The organism is Salinibacillus xinjiangensis, from assembly GCF_009649735.1.
GTDB lineage: Bacteria > Bacillota > Bacilli > Bacillales > Alkalibacillaceae > Salinibacillus > Salinibacillus xinjiangensis.
Window position 1 is genome coordinate 74,347 of the sequence record NZ_WJNH01000008.1, and the last position, 16,254, is coordinate 90,600.

Sequence of the window (16,254 nt, forward strand, 5' to 3'; positions counted from 1 at the left end):
GGTGGAACCTCCTTAAATGGCCTTGACATCGCTTTTGTTTTTTTCTGGGTAACACTGAACACCGTCTGTTGTGACAATTCTTCTAAATTCAGCTAATAGATGTTTAGTTATATCACCGATTTGCCCGTTATTAATGCTACGTCGGTCAACTTCTACTACCGGAATCACTTCAGCAGCCGTTCCTGTAAGGAAAACTTCATCAGCAGTATAAACATCGTGTCTAGTAAAAGGCTGTTCTTTAAGTTCGTATCCATTCTCATTTGCTAAATCAATGATTGCGTTTCGTGTAATACCTTCTAAAGCACCCAAGTATACTGGTGGAGTAAAAATCGTTCCATTTTTCACAATGAAAATATTATCTCCTGAGCATTCCGCTACGTAACCTTGGTCATTTAGCATTAATGCCTCATCCGCACCGGCTTGTTTGGATTCTAGTTTAACTAAAATATTATTTAAATAATTTAATGATTTCACTTGTGGTGGTAATACATCAGGTCGATTTCTCCTTGATGCCACAGATGCTAACTTTAGACCTTGCTCATATAGTTCCTTAGGATAAAGAGCGAGTGCTTCTGCGATCACAATCACACGAGGTTCTTTACATAATGTTGGATCAAGTCCGAGATTGCCAGCACCTCTTGAGACCACGACGCGTATATAGGCATCTTCTAGGTTGTTTTTGCGAATTGTATTCACAATAATCTGCTCAAAATCCTCCTTTGCGTAAGGGATGTCGAGCATGATTGACTGCGCTGACTCATAAAGACGATTCAAGTGATCATCTAGCTTGAAAATGTTTCCACTGTAGGCACGAATACCTTCAAAGACCCCATCTCCGTATAAAAACCCATGGTCGTAAACGGAAACAACAGCGTCTTCTTTTTTCACGTATTCGCCACTTAAATAAATCCATTGACTACCCATATACAACACTCCTCTCTCTTAGTTTTTTGCTTAAAAGCGTTAATGCAGTAAAGTGTAAAAGTCAAAATGTAACCCTTCGTCAACTCCTTCAGAATTGAAAGTTGTTTAACTTCGGGTTATGTGTTTTGAAAAAGCTTTTTTCGTTCAGTTAGTTTCTTGATGTTTTGTAATATTGTCGATAATCATAACTCCATTTTATACCGAGGTCAACAGGTAAAATGAAAAATTTCTGATAATTTTTATTAATCAAAAATTTAGTAAACGCTTACATGTTTGGCACAAGTGGGACAGCGCTTTTTATAGGCGTTAGCACTTTTTTATTGACTGAAAGGTCGCTTGATAGGTGAATCTATGGGGGTTGAATTAATTGGAAATTAGTGTAGTGATGTGGATGTGTGGGTTGGGGGCTGTGGTGGATGCTAAAGTTGATCCTCTCGATGTTGAAATTCTGGTCTGTTTTGCTGAAGATAGGAGGATTTGCTAAAGTTTCAGGTTTTTATGCTAATGCTGGCTGGATGTTCGCTAAAGATCATGGCCAGCGTGCTAAAGATGGAGTAGATTATGTTGAAGTATAATCAGCGCCTTGTATATGCTAAAGTTCAACCTTGTTTTGCTGAAGATCCCTCCATTATGCTGAAGATATTCGTTTTTGCTAAAGTTTTAAGATTTCTTGCTAAAGTTGAATATAAATACGCTAATGATCAAAGTCCTCTTACTAAAGTTAAGGCGCATTATGCTAAAGACCACCACCTAAAGCCACTCCTCGCCCGGGTTCTAATCATAAAAAAAGCCCAAGGAAACATCCCTAGGCTTAAAAGTGTTTGAGTATGCCACATGATTAGAGCTCTGACCTGTGCGTTAATTATGTTCTAGCCGTCATGGCAAAAAAGTATTTTTTCGGAAGAGCAGGTATGAGTAAAATCAATAGGATAATACAAAATAGCGTGGATAAAGTCATGTACCCACCGTTATAGACTAGTGAGTAAATAACGACATTTTGATCTCCAGCAAATGAGGCAAAAAAGACAATGCCTGCAATGAAGTGACAAAGAAATCGTAAAAATCCGCCCAAAATTGTACCTAAAATGACATAAATTATCCATTTAGTTCCATTCCCGTTTGTTATGCCATCTTTCACCTGTTTCGCAAAAATACCGGCAACCCCAACTAGTGTGAAGGCGAAAAAGTAATCGATAAACCCTTGAACCGGGTGATAAATAGAAGCTCCTAGTAAAATTTGCAGGCCACCGAATAGCAATCCGGATAGTAGACCACCTTTTAGTCCCCAACGAAATGCCATAATTAATACCGGTAGCATCCCGATGGAAACAGAACCACCTTGTGGCCAAAATCTTCCTGTTAAAAACCCTGATAATTCATCTAGTAAAATAGCAAAAGCTGAAAAGATAGCCACTTCAACTAAAAATAAGACTTTTGATTGATTGGTCAAGTGTAAAACCTCCTTTTTATTTTGTTCATGGCATTAAAAAAAGCAAAGTATGGCGCAAGGACGCGCATACTTTGCTTTGATCTTTATGTCCTTAACACCACAATCCCTACGCAAGCACTAACTTTACAGGTTCAAAGGGTCAAGAACTCTAACGTTCAATCTCAGCCAATCGGCTCCCCTTTGTGGCAATACGTTATTCTCTTTTAATTACAATATACTACGCAGCTTTTAATCTTACAACCAAAAATTACAACTTTCCCTGTTCCATTTCTCTCAATTCTTCCAATCGTCCCTTTAACTTTTTAATTTCTTGCAAATTAGACTCTAAATCAATGGTTTCTTCTTCCTTCGACATCAATTCCACTAATTTTAGTTCTAATGTTTCACGCTCATTTTGAATCCAAAGCTGACCCTCTTCCATTTTATCCTTGATGTGTTTTAAATAGTGATCATAGTCACCATGATAATCGATGACTTCTCCATCATGTAAAGACAGGATGCGGTTCGCTACCTTTTTCGCAAAATAACGATCATGCGTCACAATCATCATTGCACCAGGGTAGGACTGGATGACAGATTCAATATGCTCCCCTGTTTCAATATCCAAAAAATTCGTTAGCTCATCCAACACTAATAGATTTGCCTTACTAAAATACAGTTTTATTAACGCCACTCTACATTTTTCACCCATGCTCAGGTTGCTTACTTTTTTATGCACGGTGTCTCGTCTAAACATGAATGAACCCAGGATTGTTCTGGCTTCCGTTTGGGTCATATTTGGTAGACGAAGTAGATTTTCAAGGATGGTTTCCTCGTCATTTAAAACGTCTAATTCCTGATCAAAATAGCCCACCTTTGTTTGGGGATTAATGGTCACAGAACCTTCATTCGGCTGCAATTGCTGCATTAATAGCCTTAATAAAGTCGATTTCCCTGAGCCATTAGGACCTATAACCGCGACCCTGTCCTGGCGATTTAGGTTGAAATTGAAGTCTTTACATATTATCTTTTTACCGTATTGAAACGTTACGTTATGAAACTGCAATAAAGACTTGCCCGAAAAACCACTACTATCTAAGGTGATATTCAGTTTTTTTTCATCCTTTGGTTTCCGAATCCCTTGACTTTCTAATCGCTCTAGTTCTGATTCTTTCGCCTTGTATCTTGATATATTCTTTTTTGCTTTTGATCTTAGAAAATCATCCTGCCCTGCAGCTTGGTGTGCTTTATGGAACCACTGCTGATATCGTCGAATGGATTCTTGCAGCTCTTTCTTTTTGTTTTTGTATTTTTGATAGTTCTTTTCTTCTGTTTTCCGCTCAATTTCTTTTTGCTCTCTATAATTGGAATAGCCACCCGTATACAAGGTACTTCCACTTTGCCCTAAATCGACTATGGCATGGGCAGTTTGATCTAAAAAGTATCGATCATGGGACACATATAAAATGGCTCCCGTATATTGATTCATCCAGTTTTCTAACCAGTCGATGGTTTCCTGGTCTAAATGATTTGTCGGTTCGTCCATTATTATAAACTTCGGTGCCTTTAATAAGATCTTCGCAAGCTGCATCTTTGTTTTTTGTCCGCCGCTCAAAAGGTGAAAAGGTACATCCCAAATCGTTGAGTCGATGTTTAACCTAGATAATAGTACGTCAGCTTCTAGCTCTCGGTCATATCCTCCAAGCTCTAAAAACATTTCGAAGCTACTCTGGTACTGTGCAAAAATATGCTCATCTTGACTATGCTGTAATTTTGTTTCCAGCTCTTCTAAATCACTTTTAACCGAAAACCACTCTTCAAATTCACTTAACACAAAATTTTTGGCAGTAATGGTTTCGCTTACTACTGGAGATTGCTCTAACCATCCCCAACTTGAAATGGGAACTTCGCGGTAAATTTCTCCCGAATCAAATGGAAGTATGCCTGCTAAAACCTTTAGCAAGGTTGTTTTTCCAACCCCATTTCTTCCAAATAGAGCGATATGCTCCCCTTGTTTAATCTCTAGGTCAACATTTTCAAACAAAACTTCACCATTTATTTCTTTACTCAGTTTTTTCACTTTACAGATATACATAACATCACTCCAAGCACTTTTTTCCAATAAAAAAAGCAGGCCTCTGCCTGCGGAAACACGTTAACGGTATACTTAGAGTGAGCTTATTGTTACTTCAAAAGATCATTAGCTTTTTTCATTTTGTTTATTTCCTTGGACACACGTATCCCGCAAACATCTACCGAGGCAGATTTGCATGCTCATATCATTTAATTCATGAACGAGATTACGCATGATCCTTCATTGGCTTAAACAAAACCCCCTAAAACATATTAGTAAACTTATTAAACCACATTATTCCAGTTTTTTCAATCATCTTTAAGCAACATACGCATACCGAAAAATGCAGCCCATGGTTGTTTATTTTTAAAGTAAAATCGAATAGGCCGTTCTGTTGCTTTGACCACTAAGGTTTGCTCATCTGAAGCATAGGCATCATATACTTCATTATCTATGTGCACAATAGGAACATCATGATCAAGTGTAATCTCTAGACGCATCCCTTCTTCAGATGAATAGGTACCCACTAGCCGTTCTAATTGCTTTATGGAAAGTGTGATTTCCGGCTCTTTTTCATCTCTCTCCTCAAGAGGTAAACCTATAGCAGTATTCACAGCCTCTAGCCAAATATCTCCTGCCGCTACATTCGATACATTACTGAGGACCACTACCACCAATTCCTCCTCTGGAATAAATCCAAAATTAGAAGAGACACCAGGTTGACTACCTCCATGTTCAATAAGGGTTCTCCCGTGGTAATCTGGTGTTACCTTCAGACCATACCCATAATAACGGTTTCGACCAACTTTAGCATAAGGTTTTGACATTTTTCGAATCTGCTGGGGCGATATAATGGATGATTCACCAATCTTCCCCTTATTTAAATATAAATCTCCATATTCAAGCAAATCTAGGGCTGTAGAGCGTACCCCTCCACCCACTTCATAAACTCCTAGGGTTGGCCAGTCTTGTTCCTCATGTTGATTTTTTTCTTTGTTGTAAGTATAAGGCGTGGAAACCTGATTCAGCTTCTGTAACTCCTCAACACTTAATGTGGAGCGGTTCATTTCAAGCGGACTTAAAATTTCTTCTATAATATAACGTCGATAAAGCTTTCCTGATACCTTTTCAATAATTTCACCTAATAGGGAAAACATATCGTTCGAATAGCTAAAATATTCTCCGGGCTTTCCCAGTAATGGGTGCTGATGCTCCATTAAAAAGTGTTTCTCATCCTTAAAGTGGTTTCGTTCTTCATTACGTTTAACAGGAGCTAATCCCGTGGTATGAGTTAAGAGATGGTGGACTTTTATTCCATCTGTATTTTCCATCCCCTTTATGTGAAAACCAGGTATATATTTCGTAATGGAATCATCAATAGATAAAAAGCCTTGGTCGGCTAATTTTAATGTAGCTAAAGCCGTAAAGGATTTCGAAATGGAGGCTGTTCCGAACACGGTATTACTGTTCACTGGAGTTTGAGTTTGTAAATCTCCAACTCCAAAGCCTTGCTGATAAATCACAATTCCTTTTTGCATCACAGCAACAGCTGCTCCAACAATGTGTTCATTTTCCATTCTAGTTTGCATTCGTTGTTCAAACAAAGACCACATGTCGTTACCACCAATCAATCATTAAATCTATATTAGTATTATCCTTGAACTTACATCCACAATCAACAAAGGAAAATTTTAGACTTTTAAAGAATAGTTCTATTTTAGAAACAAATTCGAAAATAACGCTTTTGATAAATATTGGCAAATAATATGATATGATAGTATTATACTATTTTAAAAACAATAAGGCTTAGGATGATAAGAATGTATCAAGGAAAACTGATTAAATACTATCGAACCAGAAAAGGAATGACACAAAAAGATCTGGCCTCAGGAATATGTTCTGTCTCCTATTTGAGTAAGATTGAAAATGAAACCATTGAACCGAGTAGTGATGTTTTGGAACTATTAAGCGAGCGGTTAAACATTAGCCTGGATTCTCAAGAGGAAAGTGTGGAAACCAGGCAAAGGATATTAGACTGGTATACATTTATAAAAGATAAGGACTTTGAAAAAGCAAGTGAAGAATATGATTATTTAAAAGATGTTTGCCTAGCGTCTGGTAGTCAAGAAATTAAAAATTTATTTTTTATTTTTGAATTTGGGTATCTAAATGTCTTTCAAAGTAATAATAAAAAGTTAACATTTCATTACCAGCAACTAGAAGATATGATGGACCTATTTAATAATGAATCCTTATATTATTTTTACAAATTTAAATCGATGTACCAATATAATAAAAACGACTTATTAGGGGCCTTAAAATCTTTACAGAATGCTGAAGAGATTTATCCAAACCTTGATCAATATGACTTAAGTCTTTATTATAATCTTTCTGTATTTTATCGACGTACATATCAATTGTATAAATCTTTAATTTATGCAGAGAAATCATTACAAGATGCTCAAAATGCTATAGATTACGAGATGATTACAAATTCACAAATATTAATTTCTGTAAATCATATCGGTGTTGGAGAATATCAATTAGCTGAAAAAGATTTGCTCAAATTAAAAAAACAAAAAAAATACCTCAAACCTCATACAATAGCAACTATATTTCATAATCTGGGATACATTTATTACCAATGGAATCATTTAGAAAAAGCTATTGAGCACTTAATGATTGCAGTTGATAACTATAAGAAAAATGAAGATAAAGTTGATTCCATTTACCTTCTTTGTCTAGTTTATTATACAAAAAAAGATATAAGTCAACTTCGAAAGTCGCTTTCTTCTGGTCAATCATTATCTGAAGCAATTAATTCTCAAAAGTTTGTCTTTAAATTCTATATTCTTGAAAATAAATTAAATAAAACCACCTTAGATGAGGGTTTTATTATGAAAATGGAAAAAGAAATTATTCCCTTTTTCACGAATTCAGGTGAGCATAATGAGATAATGCGACATTTGAAATTACTTGGAGATATTTATTATGAGAAACGTCAATATAAAAAGGCTTCAGAATACTATAAACAAATCCACCACTTTTATACGAACACTTTCCGTTTAGAAGACTACTAAATAATATACCCTTTAAGAGCCTTATTTTGGCTCTTATTTTTTATCTTCTCTAATAGGAATAACCTAATCTAGAGGAGAATATTATTATTAGAAGGTCTACTATGCGTTTTTAATTAATAGTTTTATTCGTGAAAAAGTAAATAACGAGGTGATTAACATGTCTAACACGGTACTTCTTTCAATTGAAGGTAAAACAGCAACACTTACCTTGAACCGCCCCAAAAGTATGAATGCAATGGATGTAGAACTTTTAAAGACTTTACTAAGTAAAATTAAGGAGGTTAAGGAAAGTAACGCTAATGTACTAGTAATCACTGGTGAAGGAAAAGCATTTTCTGCCGGTGGTGATATTAAAACCATGCTACAAGAATCAGATCCAGATGCCTTTCGTGGAATCATGGCAACTATAAAGGAATTGATGTCCACGTTGTATACCCTTCCTTTAATTACAATCAGTGCAGTTAACGGTGCAGCTGCCGGTTTAGGTCTTAGTTTTGCATTAGCTAGCGACTACGTCATCGCTGATGAAAATGCAAAATTAGCCATGAACTTTATCGGAATTGGTTTAATGCCTGATGGTGGCGGCCACTTTTTTATGCAGAATAGACTTGGTGAGGTTAAAGCTAAGCACGTGATTTGGGAAGGAAAGAAACTCACAGCTTCTGAGGCCTTAGAATTAGGCTTAGTTGATGGCGTAGCTCATGGTGACTTTAAGGAATTTGTTCAGCAAAAGGTGAATGCCTTACATCGTGCACCTGTCAAAGCGATGATTGAAACAAAGCTTCTTTATGCAAAACAGAACCAACCTAAGTTATTAGAGGTACTTGATTCTGAAACAAATGGACAACAGGCTTTACGTAACACAAAGGATCACCAAGAAGGTGTACAAGCCTTTTTGGAGAAGCGAAATCCAAACTTTATTGGTGAGTAATGAAAAAGGGCGTCACTCAATCATATGACTAAGTGACGCCCTTTTATATTAATCCTTTTTTCTTTTAGCTGCTTTTTCTCTTTCGTTTTTGTTCAGGATTTTCTTACGTAAACGAATAGATTCTGGAGTTACTTCACAGTATTCGTCATCATCCAAATATTCGATTGCTTCCTCAAGAGACATCTTCCGTGTACTCTTAATAGTTGCCGTTTGATCCTTTGTAGCTGATCTTACGTTGGTTAGGTGCTTTTCTTTCGTGATGTTTACCGTTAAGTCATTCTCACGGTTGTGTTCCCCAACAATCATCCCAGCATATACTTCTGTACCAGGCTCTACGAAAATAACACCACGGTCCTCTAACGACATAATGCTGTATGTGGTGGTTTTTCCATTTTCAAGTGAAACTAACACACCTTCACGACGTCCACCAATAGTCCCATTAAACATAGGCTCATATCCATCAAAGGTGTGGTTGAGAATACCAAAACCTCTAGTTTGTGTCATGAATTCCGTTGAATAACCAATTAAGCCACGAGAAGGAACCTTAAATTCAATGCGGACCTGACCATTACCTTGGTTAACCATATCAATCATTTCGCCTTTTCTAGAGCCAAGGGATTCAATAACTGATCCTGTATACTCTTCTGGAACATCTGCTTGGACACGTTCAACTGGTTCGCAAATGACCCCATCAATTTCCTTCTTGATGACTTGAGGCTTAGACAATTGAAGCTCATACCCTTCACGGCGCATGTTTTCAATCAAAATGGATAAGTGTAATTCACCACGACCTGATACAGTCCAAGCATCTGGTGTAGCAGTTGGTTCAACTCTTAAGCTTACATCTGTTTCAAGCTGAGTTAACAAACGTTCCTCTATATTACGAGCTGTAACGTATTTCCCTTCTTTACCAGCAAAAGGACTATTGTTTACTAGGAATGTCATTTGAAGTGTTGGTTCGTCTATTCTTAGTAGTGGGAGAGCTTCAAGATGATCAGGAGGACAAACTGTTTCCCCAACATTAATGTCTTCCATTCCTGAAACAGCAACAATATCTCCTGCTTGGGCCTCATCAATTTCAACTCGTTTTAAGCCGATAAAGCCAAATAGTTTCGACACTCGGAAGTTTTTAACCGTTCCATCCTTTTTCATCAGTGAAACCTGATCCCCAACTCTAATCTTACCTCGGAAAACACGTCCAACCCCGATTCTTCCTACATAATCATTATAATCGAGTAACGTAATCTGGAATTGTAAAGGTTCCTCAGAATTATCGATTGGAGCAGGGACGTTTTCCATAATTGTGGTGAAAATAGGATCCATAGTTTCGCCTAGCTCATCTGGTTCATTACCAGATGTACCTTGTAATGCAGAAGCATAGACAACTGGGAATTCTAATTGCTCGTCATCAGCCCCAAGCTCGATAAACAAATCAAGCACTTCATCCACTACTTCTTCTGGTCTTGCATTAGGGCGGTCAATTTTGTTTAAAACAACTACTGGGTTAAGCTTTTGCTCTAAGGCTTTCTTTAGAACGAATCTTGTTTGCGGCATAACCCCTTCATAAGCATCTACGACAAGCAATACCCCATCAACCATTCTCATGATACGCTCTACTTCGCCTCCGAAGTCGGCGTGTCCAGGAGTATCTAAAATGTTAATTCGTGTATCTTTATAATGAATCGCGGTATTTTTCGCCAAAATCGTAATTCCGCGCTCTTTTTCCAAATCATTTGAATCCATTGCCCGCTCATCGACATGCTCGTTTTCTCTAAACGTACCCGAATAACGTAGCAATTGGTCAACTAATGTAGTTTTCCCATGGTCAACGTGGGCAATAATAGCGATATTTCTTAAATCATCTCTATGTTGCATGAACAACTCTCCTCTAAATTACATATCTCATTTTCCAACTTGATAAGTATAACATAAAATGACAAATTTTTTGCTTTAATCTTAACTTATGCGATTTCTTGTAAAATTAATACTGAAATAAAACGAAAAGGAATGTATGATACTTAAGTATCATACATTCCCTGTTCACTTTTAATTTTCCTCAACTTTTTTACTCATTCCTAAATATTCATTAAAGACTCTGGAAAGCTCCTTCAGTCTGCTCTTCACATCTTCATCAATTAATTCATTTTGTGTGGAGAAGTGGCTAGAGTGAGTATATACATAGTTAGGTGTGACTAGGCAGCGAAAATAATCTAGGATGGGTTTTAACTGGTTTTCCACAACTAAATGATGTTGAAAAGTCCCACCATTTGCCACAATGGCTACTGGCTTATATCGCATTGCATAAGGTGAAATAAGATCAAACATATTTTTTAATGTGCCTGGTATCGATCCCTGAAAAACCGGAGTAGCAACGATATATCCGTCTGCATTGCTAATTTCCTCGATAAGCTTTTGTGTATCCTCATTATATTCTTCAGCAGGTCGACCATCACAAAATTGTAAATCATAGTCCTCCAAATAAACATGCTTTATTTCCAATTTATCATTAATCTTTTGTAAATACTGATCCACTTCTTTTAGCATTGCTTTGGTTTTATCACCAATAATCGTTCCATTCAAAAGAAGAACCTTCATCGCAAGAATACCCCTTTCAGTCCCTAAACCATCTTGTAATAACTTACTGAGATACATTATATTTTGTTCCATCCATGATGTTAGTAAGACCTTGTCAAAAAAAAAAAAGACCTACCATCATTTTAAATGAATCATACCCATAGAAGTCAAATGGTAGGTCTTAATATAAGTTAATGATTAAGCATTTCCTCAATTTCTTCAACTTTTTTATTAGATACTTCAAATGGCTTATAGTCGTCAATTAATGCAAAGCAACTTTTTGCCGTTTTATAATTTTCTATGGCTAAGTTTAACTTTTCCATATGCTCATAAGTTCTCGCTAACTGGAAATATAATTCTCCTTGTAAATATAAGAGACCATTTTTATTCGCATACTGAATTCCTTGTTTTGCTTTTTGAGTTGCCTCCGAATATTCATTCATATCTACAAGTAACCTTGAATAGTTGTAAAAACTTCTAACGAAAATTTTAGGATCAGTTATATAAACATTTTTGTTGAGTGCTGTTGTTAACTCATTATAAATCCTCTTGCTGTCAGTAAGTTTTTTGGTAGAATGTAGTATAATTGCTTTTGCAAGAAATATTTCTATTTCCCTTTCCGAATAGTTTTTATTTGTTGTCAAACAGCAGTCCAATGCACGGTCTATGTAAAATAAAGCTTCATCGACACCCTTACCCAACTCAAACATACATATGCCCTTGTGCCATAATAAAAATTGCTCACCTTCTATGTTTTTTTTAAACAGAGGATTTTTTAATTCTAATGAAACTATTTCATCTGCATGCTCATAATCTCTTTTATTAATCGCATCCCGTACTTCCCGCATCGTTGTCATTACATACTCTGATCTTGGCGAGTTATAATTTTCAAAAAAGTAGTTAATGTCCACTCCTAATCTTCTTGATAGTAGAAAAAGTATATCAGCTGAAACATTAATCTCACCTTTCTCTAAACGGCTTATATAAGCTTGTGAACAAATTCCTTCACAGACTGCTTTTTGAGAAATGCCAAAGTATTGTCTTAAATCCTTTATTTTTTCCCCAATATTCCCACTGATAAGCATTTCCGTCCATCCTTTTTGTAAAATTATGTAAATTAATATTACTATCTTCATAACTTTTAAAGAAAAAGCTAGAAAAACCAATGTAACAACGGATTTTTTAGGCTAAATCGCCTATATTGGACAATTCGTACATTTTTAAAATCTGTTATAAATATAATAGAGAACTTATAGAAAGGGTGATTTAAATGAAACGGTTTCTAGTAACATTGCTTTTGGCAGCTACTGTTGTTATCTCTCTATCAGGTTATAGTTTCCCTGAAGAAGAAACTGCTGCACCAGCAATTTTGTTTGGTGATGAAGATCTTGGTCCACGCTACTAAGTAGTTTTCAAGTATTTCCCTTCCAATTTAATTAGATTTTTTTGTTTACAGTTTCCGGTTAAGAATGTGTTGTAATTAGCTTTACATTAATTTACCAAAATGAAGTTTGAAAGGGGTATGATGATCCATGGGAACGCCTGAAAAAGATGTTATTCAGTTAGGATTAAGTATTTTAATCACAATCATTTTTATCTCCTGTTTAGCATCTTTATATTTTAAGCGTAAACATGGGTAATACGTTTACCTTTCTATGTTTAACTATTTTCCATTCCAATCCAAGAAGCAATCCCCAATTGCTTCTCAATTGAACAGATGACGTTTAACTTTTACCTGGTAAGAAACCAGGTATTTTTTTTGCCCTTTTTTAATACTTTTACGTTATTTCGCTAAAATTCTTGATATTCCTCTATTTTTTATCCTTTTCGTACAATATTTATGCGACTATCCCCTACCAACTCTATTTTTACACTCATTAGCTCTATCGATTTCACTAGTTTTTTTACAATCTATGAACCAATGTATTGAAATTGTATCATGTTTGTTGTTGCCATGTAATTGCTGTGAAATATTCGGCTGTTATAATTTCCAATTGTAGAGGAGGCAATACAAATGAAAAAAATAACCTTAATTGTGATGACACTTGTGTTCACACTTTTTTCTTTTAATAGTATAACAGCAGATGAAAACCAAAATGTTAAAATAGATGATCAAGAAAAACTAGAAAAAATTCAAAATGTGCCTATGAGTGATTTGGCCTTTGAAATCGGTAGCTCTATTAATGGCCTTATGAAATGGGGACATGTTTCTACTGAATTATCACTGACTAGTCAGGAGCTATTAACAAAAGATGATCTTGACAATGCCAAAACAATGACCATGAAAGCCACTGCTTACACTGCTCATTGTGATGGTTGTAGCGGGATTACAAACACAGGGATTAATTTAATTGAAAACCCGGATAAAAAAGTTGTAGCGGTTGACCCTAATGTGATTCCTCTTGGTACAAAGCTCTATGTTGAGGGATATGGTGTTGCCGTAGCAGGAGATATCGGAAGTGCCATAAAAGGTAATCGCATTGATTTGTTTATTCCGTCCGAAAAAAAGGCTAATCAATGGGGAGTTCAAGAGGTAAAAGTAAAAATTTTAGGCTAGTTTTATCATCACCCCATCGTCTACCACGGCGATGGGGTGATTTTTTAATCCTTTTTAGTTTGATCTCTTCCACCCATTATTTTATTTAACTTCAACATTTCCGGATCCTTCTTAACCACCGCATCCTCTGGGTTTTGATTCACTTCTTTTTTTGGGTCTCCATCCATAGAAACTCCAGCTTGTACACCTTCAGGGGCTGCATACACGCCTTCTCTCTCACCATCTAAATGCGGAGAAGGATCACCAATATCTGTTCTTCTATCCCGATCTTGCAAAGAAAACACCTCCTCTAAATAGAATGGTTCATTGTGGGGAAAAGTATGTAATAAAGGAGGCTACAGACATGGGAGCTATTGAGCAGGGTGGATTCAGGTTTGATATTGAATATGGAGTTAGCATACAAAAGGGAGCCATTCACGTATATAAAGAGGGAGAGTTCATTGAGGAACTAACCTTTGATTTTGAAGGAGAGAAACCGGATGAAGGAAAGATTGAAGATTTGGTCAATGATTATGTAGTAAATCACCAATAAATTCTTTCTAGCCCATGTTACAATATGTATGTACCATGTTAGGAAAGGAATTTTTGGATGCGAAAAGTTTTATTGTTCTTGACTTTATTCTTTATTCTTACAGCCTGTAGTGAAGAAAAGACAGAACCATCAAATGAACTAACCGTACAACCTTTAGAACTAAGTGAAAAAGAGACTACACTTGTCAATAAAACCGGAATTGGATATATCGAATACTTCACCCTAAACGGTACGCTACATGAGCAAAACGAGCTCGTTTTTGAAGTTGAGGTATTTGAAAATGGTAAATCCCGAATCGGGACTAAAAGTTTTGGTTCCATCAACAAGGAATTTGAAGATACGATTGTTTCTTTTGGAACAACTAGCACTACTGGCGAAGGAACAATGGATATACTTGTCGGCACACCATCTGGCCTTACATCCCAACAATTTGAACCGGAGACAAAAATTAGCGGGTCCATGTTTCAAAAGTTTATCCACGAGGAGAAAGACGTAGTATTAAACCAGCCAATATATCTTGCTGCCTTTGCAGGAACCAATAAAAATCACATGACAACTCTCGGCGGGGAGGATTACAAGTCCCAGCGCAAACAGTTAAAAAAGCAAGATCTAGCCATAGCCCTTAGAGTAACGGTTGTAAATAAGCAAGAAATCACACCGAAATCGAAGTGAAAATTTGACAATTAAAAGTTTTTCCAGATTATGATTTACTCACCTCCACTTCACCCTTATAATATTACTTGTGACAAGATACGGAGGGGGTAGATCATAATGGGACGTTTAACTGGGGAAGAAATTGAAAAGCAGCTCGAATACCTATCAGGGTGGAGCTTAGAAGATGACCGATGGCTAACAAAGAGATATCGATTCACTGAATTTCTAACCGGGATTGAATTCGTGAATCAGATTGCAGAACTATCCGAGGAAATGGATCATCACCCCTTTATATCCATTGAGTATAAAGTAGTAACCATTAAACTAACATCTTGGAGAGCAAAAGGAATTACGGATTTAGACATGGAACTTATTCAAAAATATGATTCTATCTTTTTACAGGTAACCGAATAAGTCAACATACATGAAACAAAGCGAAGTAGGCTACTGATTCTCAAGAGCCTACTTCGCTTTTTGTGTTCAAAAGCATATCCACATGTAAAATACCGTCATCCATGTATTCATCCGAAGTAACTTTAAATCCAAATTGACGATAAAAATGCTGCAAATGAGATTGAGCATGTAGTTTAACTAAAGTTTCTCCCCATTCCCTTGTCAGCACATGGACAGCCTTCTTCATTAAGTCTGTTGCATAGCCTTGACGTCGAAACTTGTCATTTACTAATACACGACCAATCGAAGCTTCTTCATACATGGTTCCATGTGGAAGAAGACGACAATAAGCCACCATTTCACCTTTATGTAGCAAATATAAGTGTTCTGACACCTGGTCATAATTGTCTATTTCTGGGTACGGACAATTTTGCTCGACTACAAATACATCTACTCGTTCTTTAAGAATTGTATATAATTCTTGAATTGTTAAATCTTCAAACTGTTTTTGAATCCATTGCATGATGACTTGACCTCGTTTTCCTATATTTTATCCAAAGAAAAAATCAAACACATTACTAGCCTTTGAACCTTGTGTATTGTAAAACTCAGAATATCCACAATTCTTACAATAGACAACTGTAAATTTATTGTTCTGAACGTCAAACATCTTTGAAAGGCCCGTACCAGTCATGGCTACTTCCTTCTTACCCGCATCGGTACTTCCACATTTAATACACCCTTTGTGATCAGACAATGTGAACCCCCCTTTATTTTGAGACAATATTCACTCTAAAGTTATTCTGCAAATCCTTTATTTAGTCCTTCCCAAAATGAAAAAAAGCGTATCCCACAAATGTGGAATACGCTCTTTATTTTTATATTATAGCTTAACAACGTTAGCAGCTTGTGGGCCACGGTCGCCTTCAACGATTTCAAATTCAACGTCTTGACCTTCTTCAAGAGTTTTGAAACCTTCAGCTTGGATAGCAGAGAAATGTACGAATACGTCGTCTCCTCCGTCACGCTCGATGAAACCAAAGCCTTTTTCTGCATTAAACCATTTTACTTTTCCAGTCATTAAAATGACCTCCTTATAAAAAAAA

At 36.3% G+C, this 16,254-nt stretch carries 20 protein-coding genes and 1 riboswitch; of the genes, 9 read left to right on the plus strand and 11 right to left on the minus strand.

The features are described 5' to 3' along the window. Positions 1-12: 12 nt before the first annotated feature. Entirely contained in the window at positions 13-924 is a 912-nt protein-coding gene (gene ilvE, locus GH754_RS13245; RefSeq protein WP_153729167.1) for a branched-chain-amino-acid transaminase, read from the minus strand. Between the two features lie 416 nt (positions 925-1,340). Between ilvE and GH754_RS13250 the strand changes: the two genes are divergently transcribed. Both GH754_RS13250 and GH754_RS19470 read left to right on the plus strand, forming a co-directional pair. After that, positions 1,341-1,499: a hypothetical protein gene (locus GH754_RS13250; protein ID WP_153729168.1), complete on the plus strand. Its 159-nt coding sequence runs from the start codon at positions 1,341-1,343 to the stop codon at positions 1,497-1,499. Then, complete coding sequence (locus GH754_RS19470; protein WP_194841359.1) at positions 1,489-1,749, plus strand: hypothetical protein; 261 nt, start codon at positions 1,489-1,491, stop codon at positions 1,747-1,749. Before GH754_RS13250 ends, GH754_RS19470 begins: the two co-directional genes overlap by 11 nt. Before the next feature lie 37 nt (positions 1,750-1,786). Here the strand turns inward: GH754_RS19470 and thiT are convergent, their stop codons facing one another. From thiT to GH754_RS13265, 3 genes are all read right to left on the minus strand, one after another. Then, entirely contained in the window at positions 1,787-2,374 is a 588-nt protein-coding gene (gene thiT / locus GH754_RS13255) for an energy-coupled thiamine transporter ThiT (RefSeq protein ID WP_153729169.1), read from the minus strand. 86 nt (positions 2,375-2,460) lie between these two features. Next, positions 2,461-2,564, minus strand: a riboswitch (TPP riboswitch). 57 nt (positions 2,565-2,621) lie between these two features. Then, positions 2,622-4,448, minus strand: coding sequence for a ribosomal protection-like ABC-F family protein (abc-f, locus tag GH754_RS13260; protein WP_153729170.1), 1,827 nt, complete (start codon positions 4,446-4,448; stop codon positions 2,622-2,624). A gap of 287 nt (positions 4,449-4,735) precedes the next feature. Continuing rightward, complete coding sequence (locus tag GH754_RS13265; RefSeq protein ID WP_153729171.1) at positions 4,736-6,040, minus strand: serine hydrolase domain-containing protein; 1,305 nt, start codon at positions 6,038-6,040, stop codon at positions 4,736-4,738. 207 nt (positions 6,041-6,247) lie between these two features. On the opposite strand from GH754_RS13265, the gene GH754_RS13270 reads away from it, so the two are divergent. Then, positions 6,248-7,507 (plus strand): helix-turn-helix domain-containing protein, encoded by a 1,260-nt coding sequence (locus GH754_RS13270; RefSeq protein WP_194841360.1) that lies wholly within the window; start codon positions 6,248-6,250, stop codon positions 7,505-7,507. 157 nt (positions 7,508-7,664) lie between these two features. Further along, on the plus strand, positions 7,665-8,438 hold the full coding sequence (locus GH754_RS13275; protein WP_153729173.1) for an enoyl-CoA hydratase: 774 nt from the start codon (positions 7,665-7,667) through the stop codon (positions 8,436-8,438). A 48-nt stretch (positions 8,439-8,486) separates the two neighbouring features. Here GH754_RS13275 and typA read toward each other — a convergent pair whose 3' ends face one another. The 3 genes from typA to GH754_RS13290 form a co-directional block, all read right to left on the minus strand. Beyond that, positions 8,487-10,313 (minus strand): translational GTPase TypA, encoded by a 1,827-nt coding sequence (gene typA / locus GH754_RS13280; RefSeq protein WP_153729174.1) that lies wholly within the window; start codon positions 10,311-10,313, stop codon positions 8,487-8,489. A 171-nt stretch (positions 10,314-10,484) separates the two neighbouring features. Further along, positions 10,485-11,033, minus strand: a complete 549-nt coding sequence (locus tag GH754_RS13285) for an NADPH-dependent FMN reductase (RefSeq protein ID WP_153729175.1) — start codon at positions 11,031-11,033, stop codon at positions 10,485-10,487. 170 nt (positions 11,034-11,203) lie between these two features. After that, positions 11,204-12,097, minus strand: coding sequence for a helix-turn-helix domain-containing protein (locus tag GH754_RS13290; RefSeq protein WP_194841361.1), 894 nt, complete (start codon positions 12,095-12,097; stop codon positions 11,204-11,206). Positions 12,098-12,282: 185 nt separating this feature from the next. On the opposite strand from GH754_RS13290, the gene GH754_RS19825 reads away from it, so the two are divergent. Both GH754_RS19825 and GH754_RS13295 read left to right on the plus strand, forming a co-directional pair. Further along, positions 12,283-12,417, plus strand: a complete 135-nt coding sequence (locus GH754_RS19825) for a hypothetical protein (RefSeq protein ID WP_267206667.1) — start codon at positions 12,283-12,285, stop codon at positions 12,415-12,417. A gap of 609 nt (positions 12,418-13,026) precedes the next feature. Continuing rightward, entirely contained in the window at positions 13,027-13,569 is a 543-nt protein-coding gene (locus tag GH754_RS13295; RefSeq protein WP_153729177.1) for a 3D domain-containing protein, read from the plus strand. A 44-nt stretch (positions 13,570-13,613) separates the two neighbouring features. Here GH754_RS13295 and GH754_RS13300 read toward each other — a convergent pair whose 3' ends face one another. Continuing rightward, a complete protein-coding gene (locus GH754_RS13300; RefSeq protein WP_153729178.1) occupies positions 13,614-13,844 on the minus strand; it encodes a hypothetical protein in 231 nt (76 codons plus the stop codon). A 68-nt stretch (positions 13,845-13,912) separates the two neighbouring features. Here GH754_RS13300 and GH754_RS13305 point away from each other — a divergent pair, with 68 nt between their 5' ends. The 3 genes from GH754_RS13305 (at position 13,913) to GH754_RS13315 (ending at position 15,169) form a co-directional block, all read left to right on the plus strand. Further along, a complete protein-coding gene (locus GH754_RS13305; RefSeq protein ID WP_153729179.1) occupies positions 13,913-14,101 on the plus strand; it encodes a DUF5370 family protein in 189 nt (62 codons plus the stop codon). Between the two features lie 57 nt (positions 14,102-14,158). Next, on the plus strand, positions 14,159-14,773 hold the full coding sequence (locus tag GH754_RS13310; RefSeq protein WP_153729180.1) for a hypothetical protein: 615 nt from the start codon (positions 14,159-14,161) through the stop codon (positions 14,771-14,773). A gap of 99 nt (positions 14,774-14,872) precedes the next feature. Continuing rightward, positions 14,873-15,169 (plus strand): 4a-hydroxytetrahydrobiopterin dehydratase, encoded by a 297-nt coding sequence (locus GH754_RS13315; protein WP_153729181.1) that lies wholly within the window; start codon positions 14,873-14,875, stop codon positions 15,167-15,169. Positions 15,170-15,209: 40 nt separating this feature from the next. On the opposite strand, the gene GH754_RS13320 is transcribed toward GH754_RS13315, so the two are convergent. The 3 genes from GH754_RS13320 to GH754_RS13330 form a co-directional block, all read right to left on the minus strand. Then, positions 15,210-15,671, minus strand: coding sequence for a GNAT family N-acetyltransferase (locus GH754_RS13320; protein WP_153729182.1), 462 nt, complete (start codon positions 15,669-15,671; stop codon positions 15,210-15,212). A 27-nt stretch (positions 15,672-15,698) separates the two neighbouring features. Beyond that, positions 15,699-15,905 carry a zinc ribbon domain-containing protein gene (locus GH754_RS13325; RefSeq protein ID WP_153729183.1) on the minus strand — a complete coding sequence of 69 codons (207 nt, stop codon included), beginning with the start codon at positions 15,903-15,905 and terminating at the stop codon, positions 15,699-15,701. A 126-nt stretch (positions 15,906-16,031) separates the two neighbouring features. Next, positions 16,032-16,229: a cold shock domain-containing protein gene (locus tag GH754_RS13330; RefSeq protein ID WP_153729184.1), complete on the minus strand. Its 198-nt coding sequence runs from the start codon at positions 16,227-16,229 to the stop codon at positions 16,032-16,034. Positions 16,230-16,254: the final 25 nt, after the last annotated feature.

Excerpts from the sequence above, each read along its gene's own strand:
- ilvE (WP_153729167.1), bottom strand. The coding sequence starts at position 924 with ATGGGTAGTCAATGGATTTATTTAAGTGGCGAATACGTGAAAAAAGAA.
- GH754_RS13250 (WP_153729168.1), top strand. The coding sequence starts at position 1,341 with ATGCTAAAGTTGATCCTCTCGATGTTGAAATTCTGGTCTGTTTTGCTG.
- abc-f (WP_153729170.1), bottom strand. The coding sequence starts at position 4,448 with ATGTATATCTGTAAAGTGAAAAAACTGAGTAAAGAAATAAATGGTGAA.
- GH754_RS13265 (WP_153729171.1), bottom strand. The coding sequence starts at position 6,040 with ATGTGGTCTTTGTTTGAACAACGAATGCAAACTAGAATGGAAAATGAA.
- GH754_RS13270 (WP_194841360.1), top strand. The coding sequence starts at position 6,248 with ATGTATCAAGGAAAACTGATTAAATACTATCGAACCAGAAAAGGAATG.
- GH754_RS13275 (WP_153729173.1), top strand. The coding sequence starts at position 7,665 with ATGTCTAACACGGTACTTCTTTCAATTGAAGGTAAAACAGCAACACTT.
- typA (WP_153729174.1), bottom strand. The coding sequence starts at position 10,313 with ATGCAACATAGAGATGATTTAAGAAATATCGCTATTATTGCCCACGTT.
- GH754_RS13285 (WP_153729175.1), bottom strand. The coding sequence starts at position 11,033 with ATGAAGGTTCTTCTTTTGAATGGAACGATTATTGGTGATAAAACCAAA.
- GH754_RS13290 (WP_194841361.1), bottom strand. The coding sequence starts at position 12,097 with ATGCTTATCAGTGGGAATATTGGGGAAAAAATAAAGGATTTAAGACAA.
- GH754_RS19825 (WP_267206667.1), top strand. The coding sequence starts at position 12,283 with ATGAAACGGTTTCTAGTAACATTGCTTTTGGCAGCTACTGTTGTTATC.
- GH754_RS13295 (WP_153729177.1), top strand. The coding sequence starts at position 13,027 with ATGAAAAAAATAACCTTAATTGTGATGACACTTGTGTTCACACTTTTT.
- GH754_RS13305 (WP_153729179.1), top strand. The coding sequence starts at position 13,913 with ATGGGAGCTATTGAGCAGGGTGGATTCAGGTTTGATATTGAATATGGA.
- GH754_RS13310 (WP_153729180.1), top strand. The coding sequence starts at position 14,159 with ATGCGAAAAGTTTTATTGTTCTTGACTTTATTCTTTATTCTTACAGCC.
- GH754_RS13315 (WP_153729181.1), top strand. The coding sequence starts at position 14,873 with ATGGGACGTTTAACTGGGGAAGAAATTGAAAAGCAGCTCGAATACCTA.
- GH754_RS13320 (WP_153729182.1), bottom strand. The coding sequence starts at position 15,671 with ATGCAATGGATTCAAAAACAGTTTGAAGATTTAACAATTCAAGAATTA.
- GH754_RS13330 (WP_153729184.1), bottom strand. The coding sequence starts at position 16,229 with ATGACTGGAAAAGTAAAATGGTTTAATGCAGAAAAAGGCTTTGGTTTC.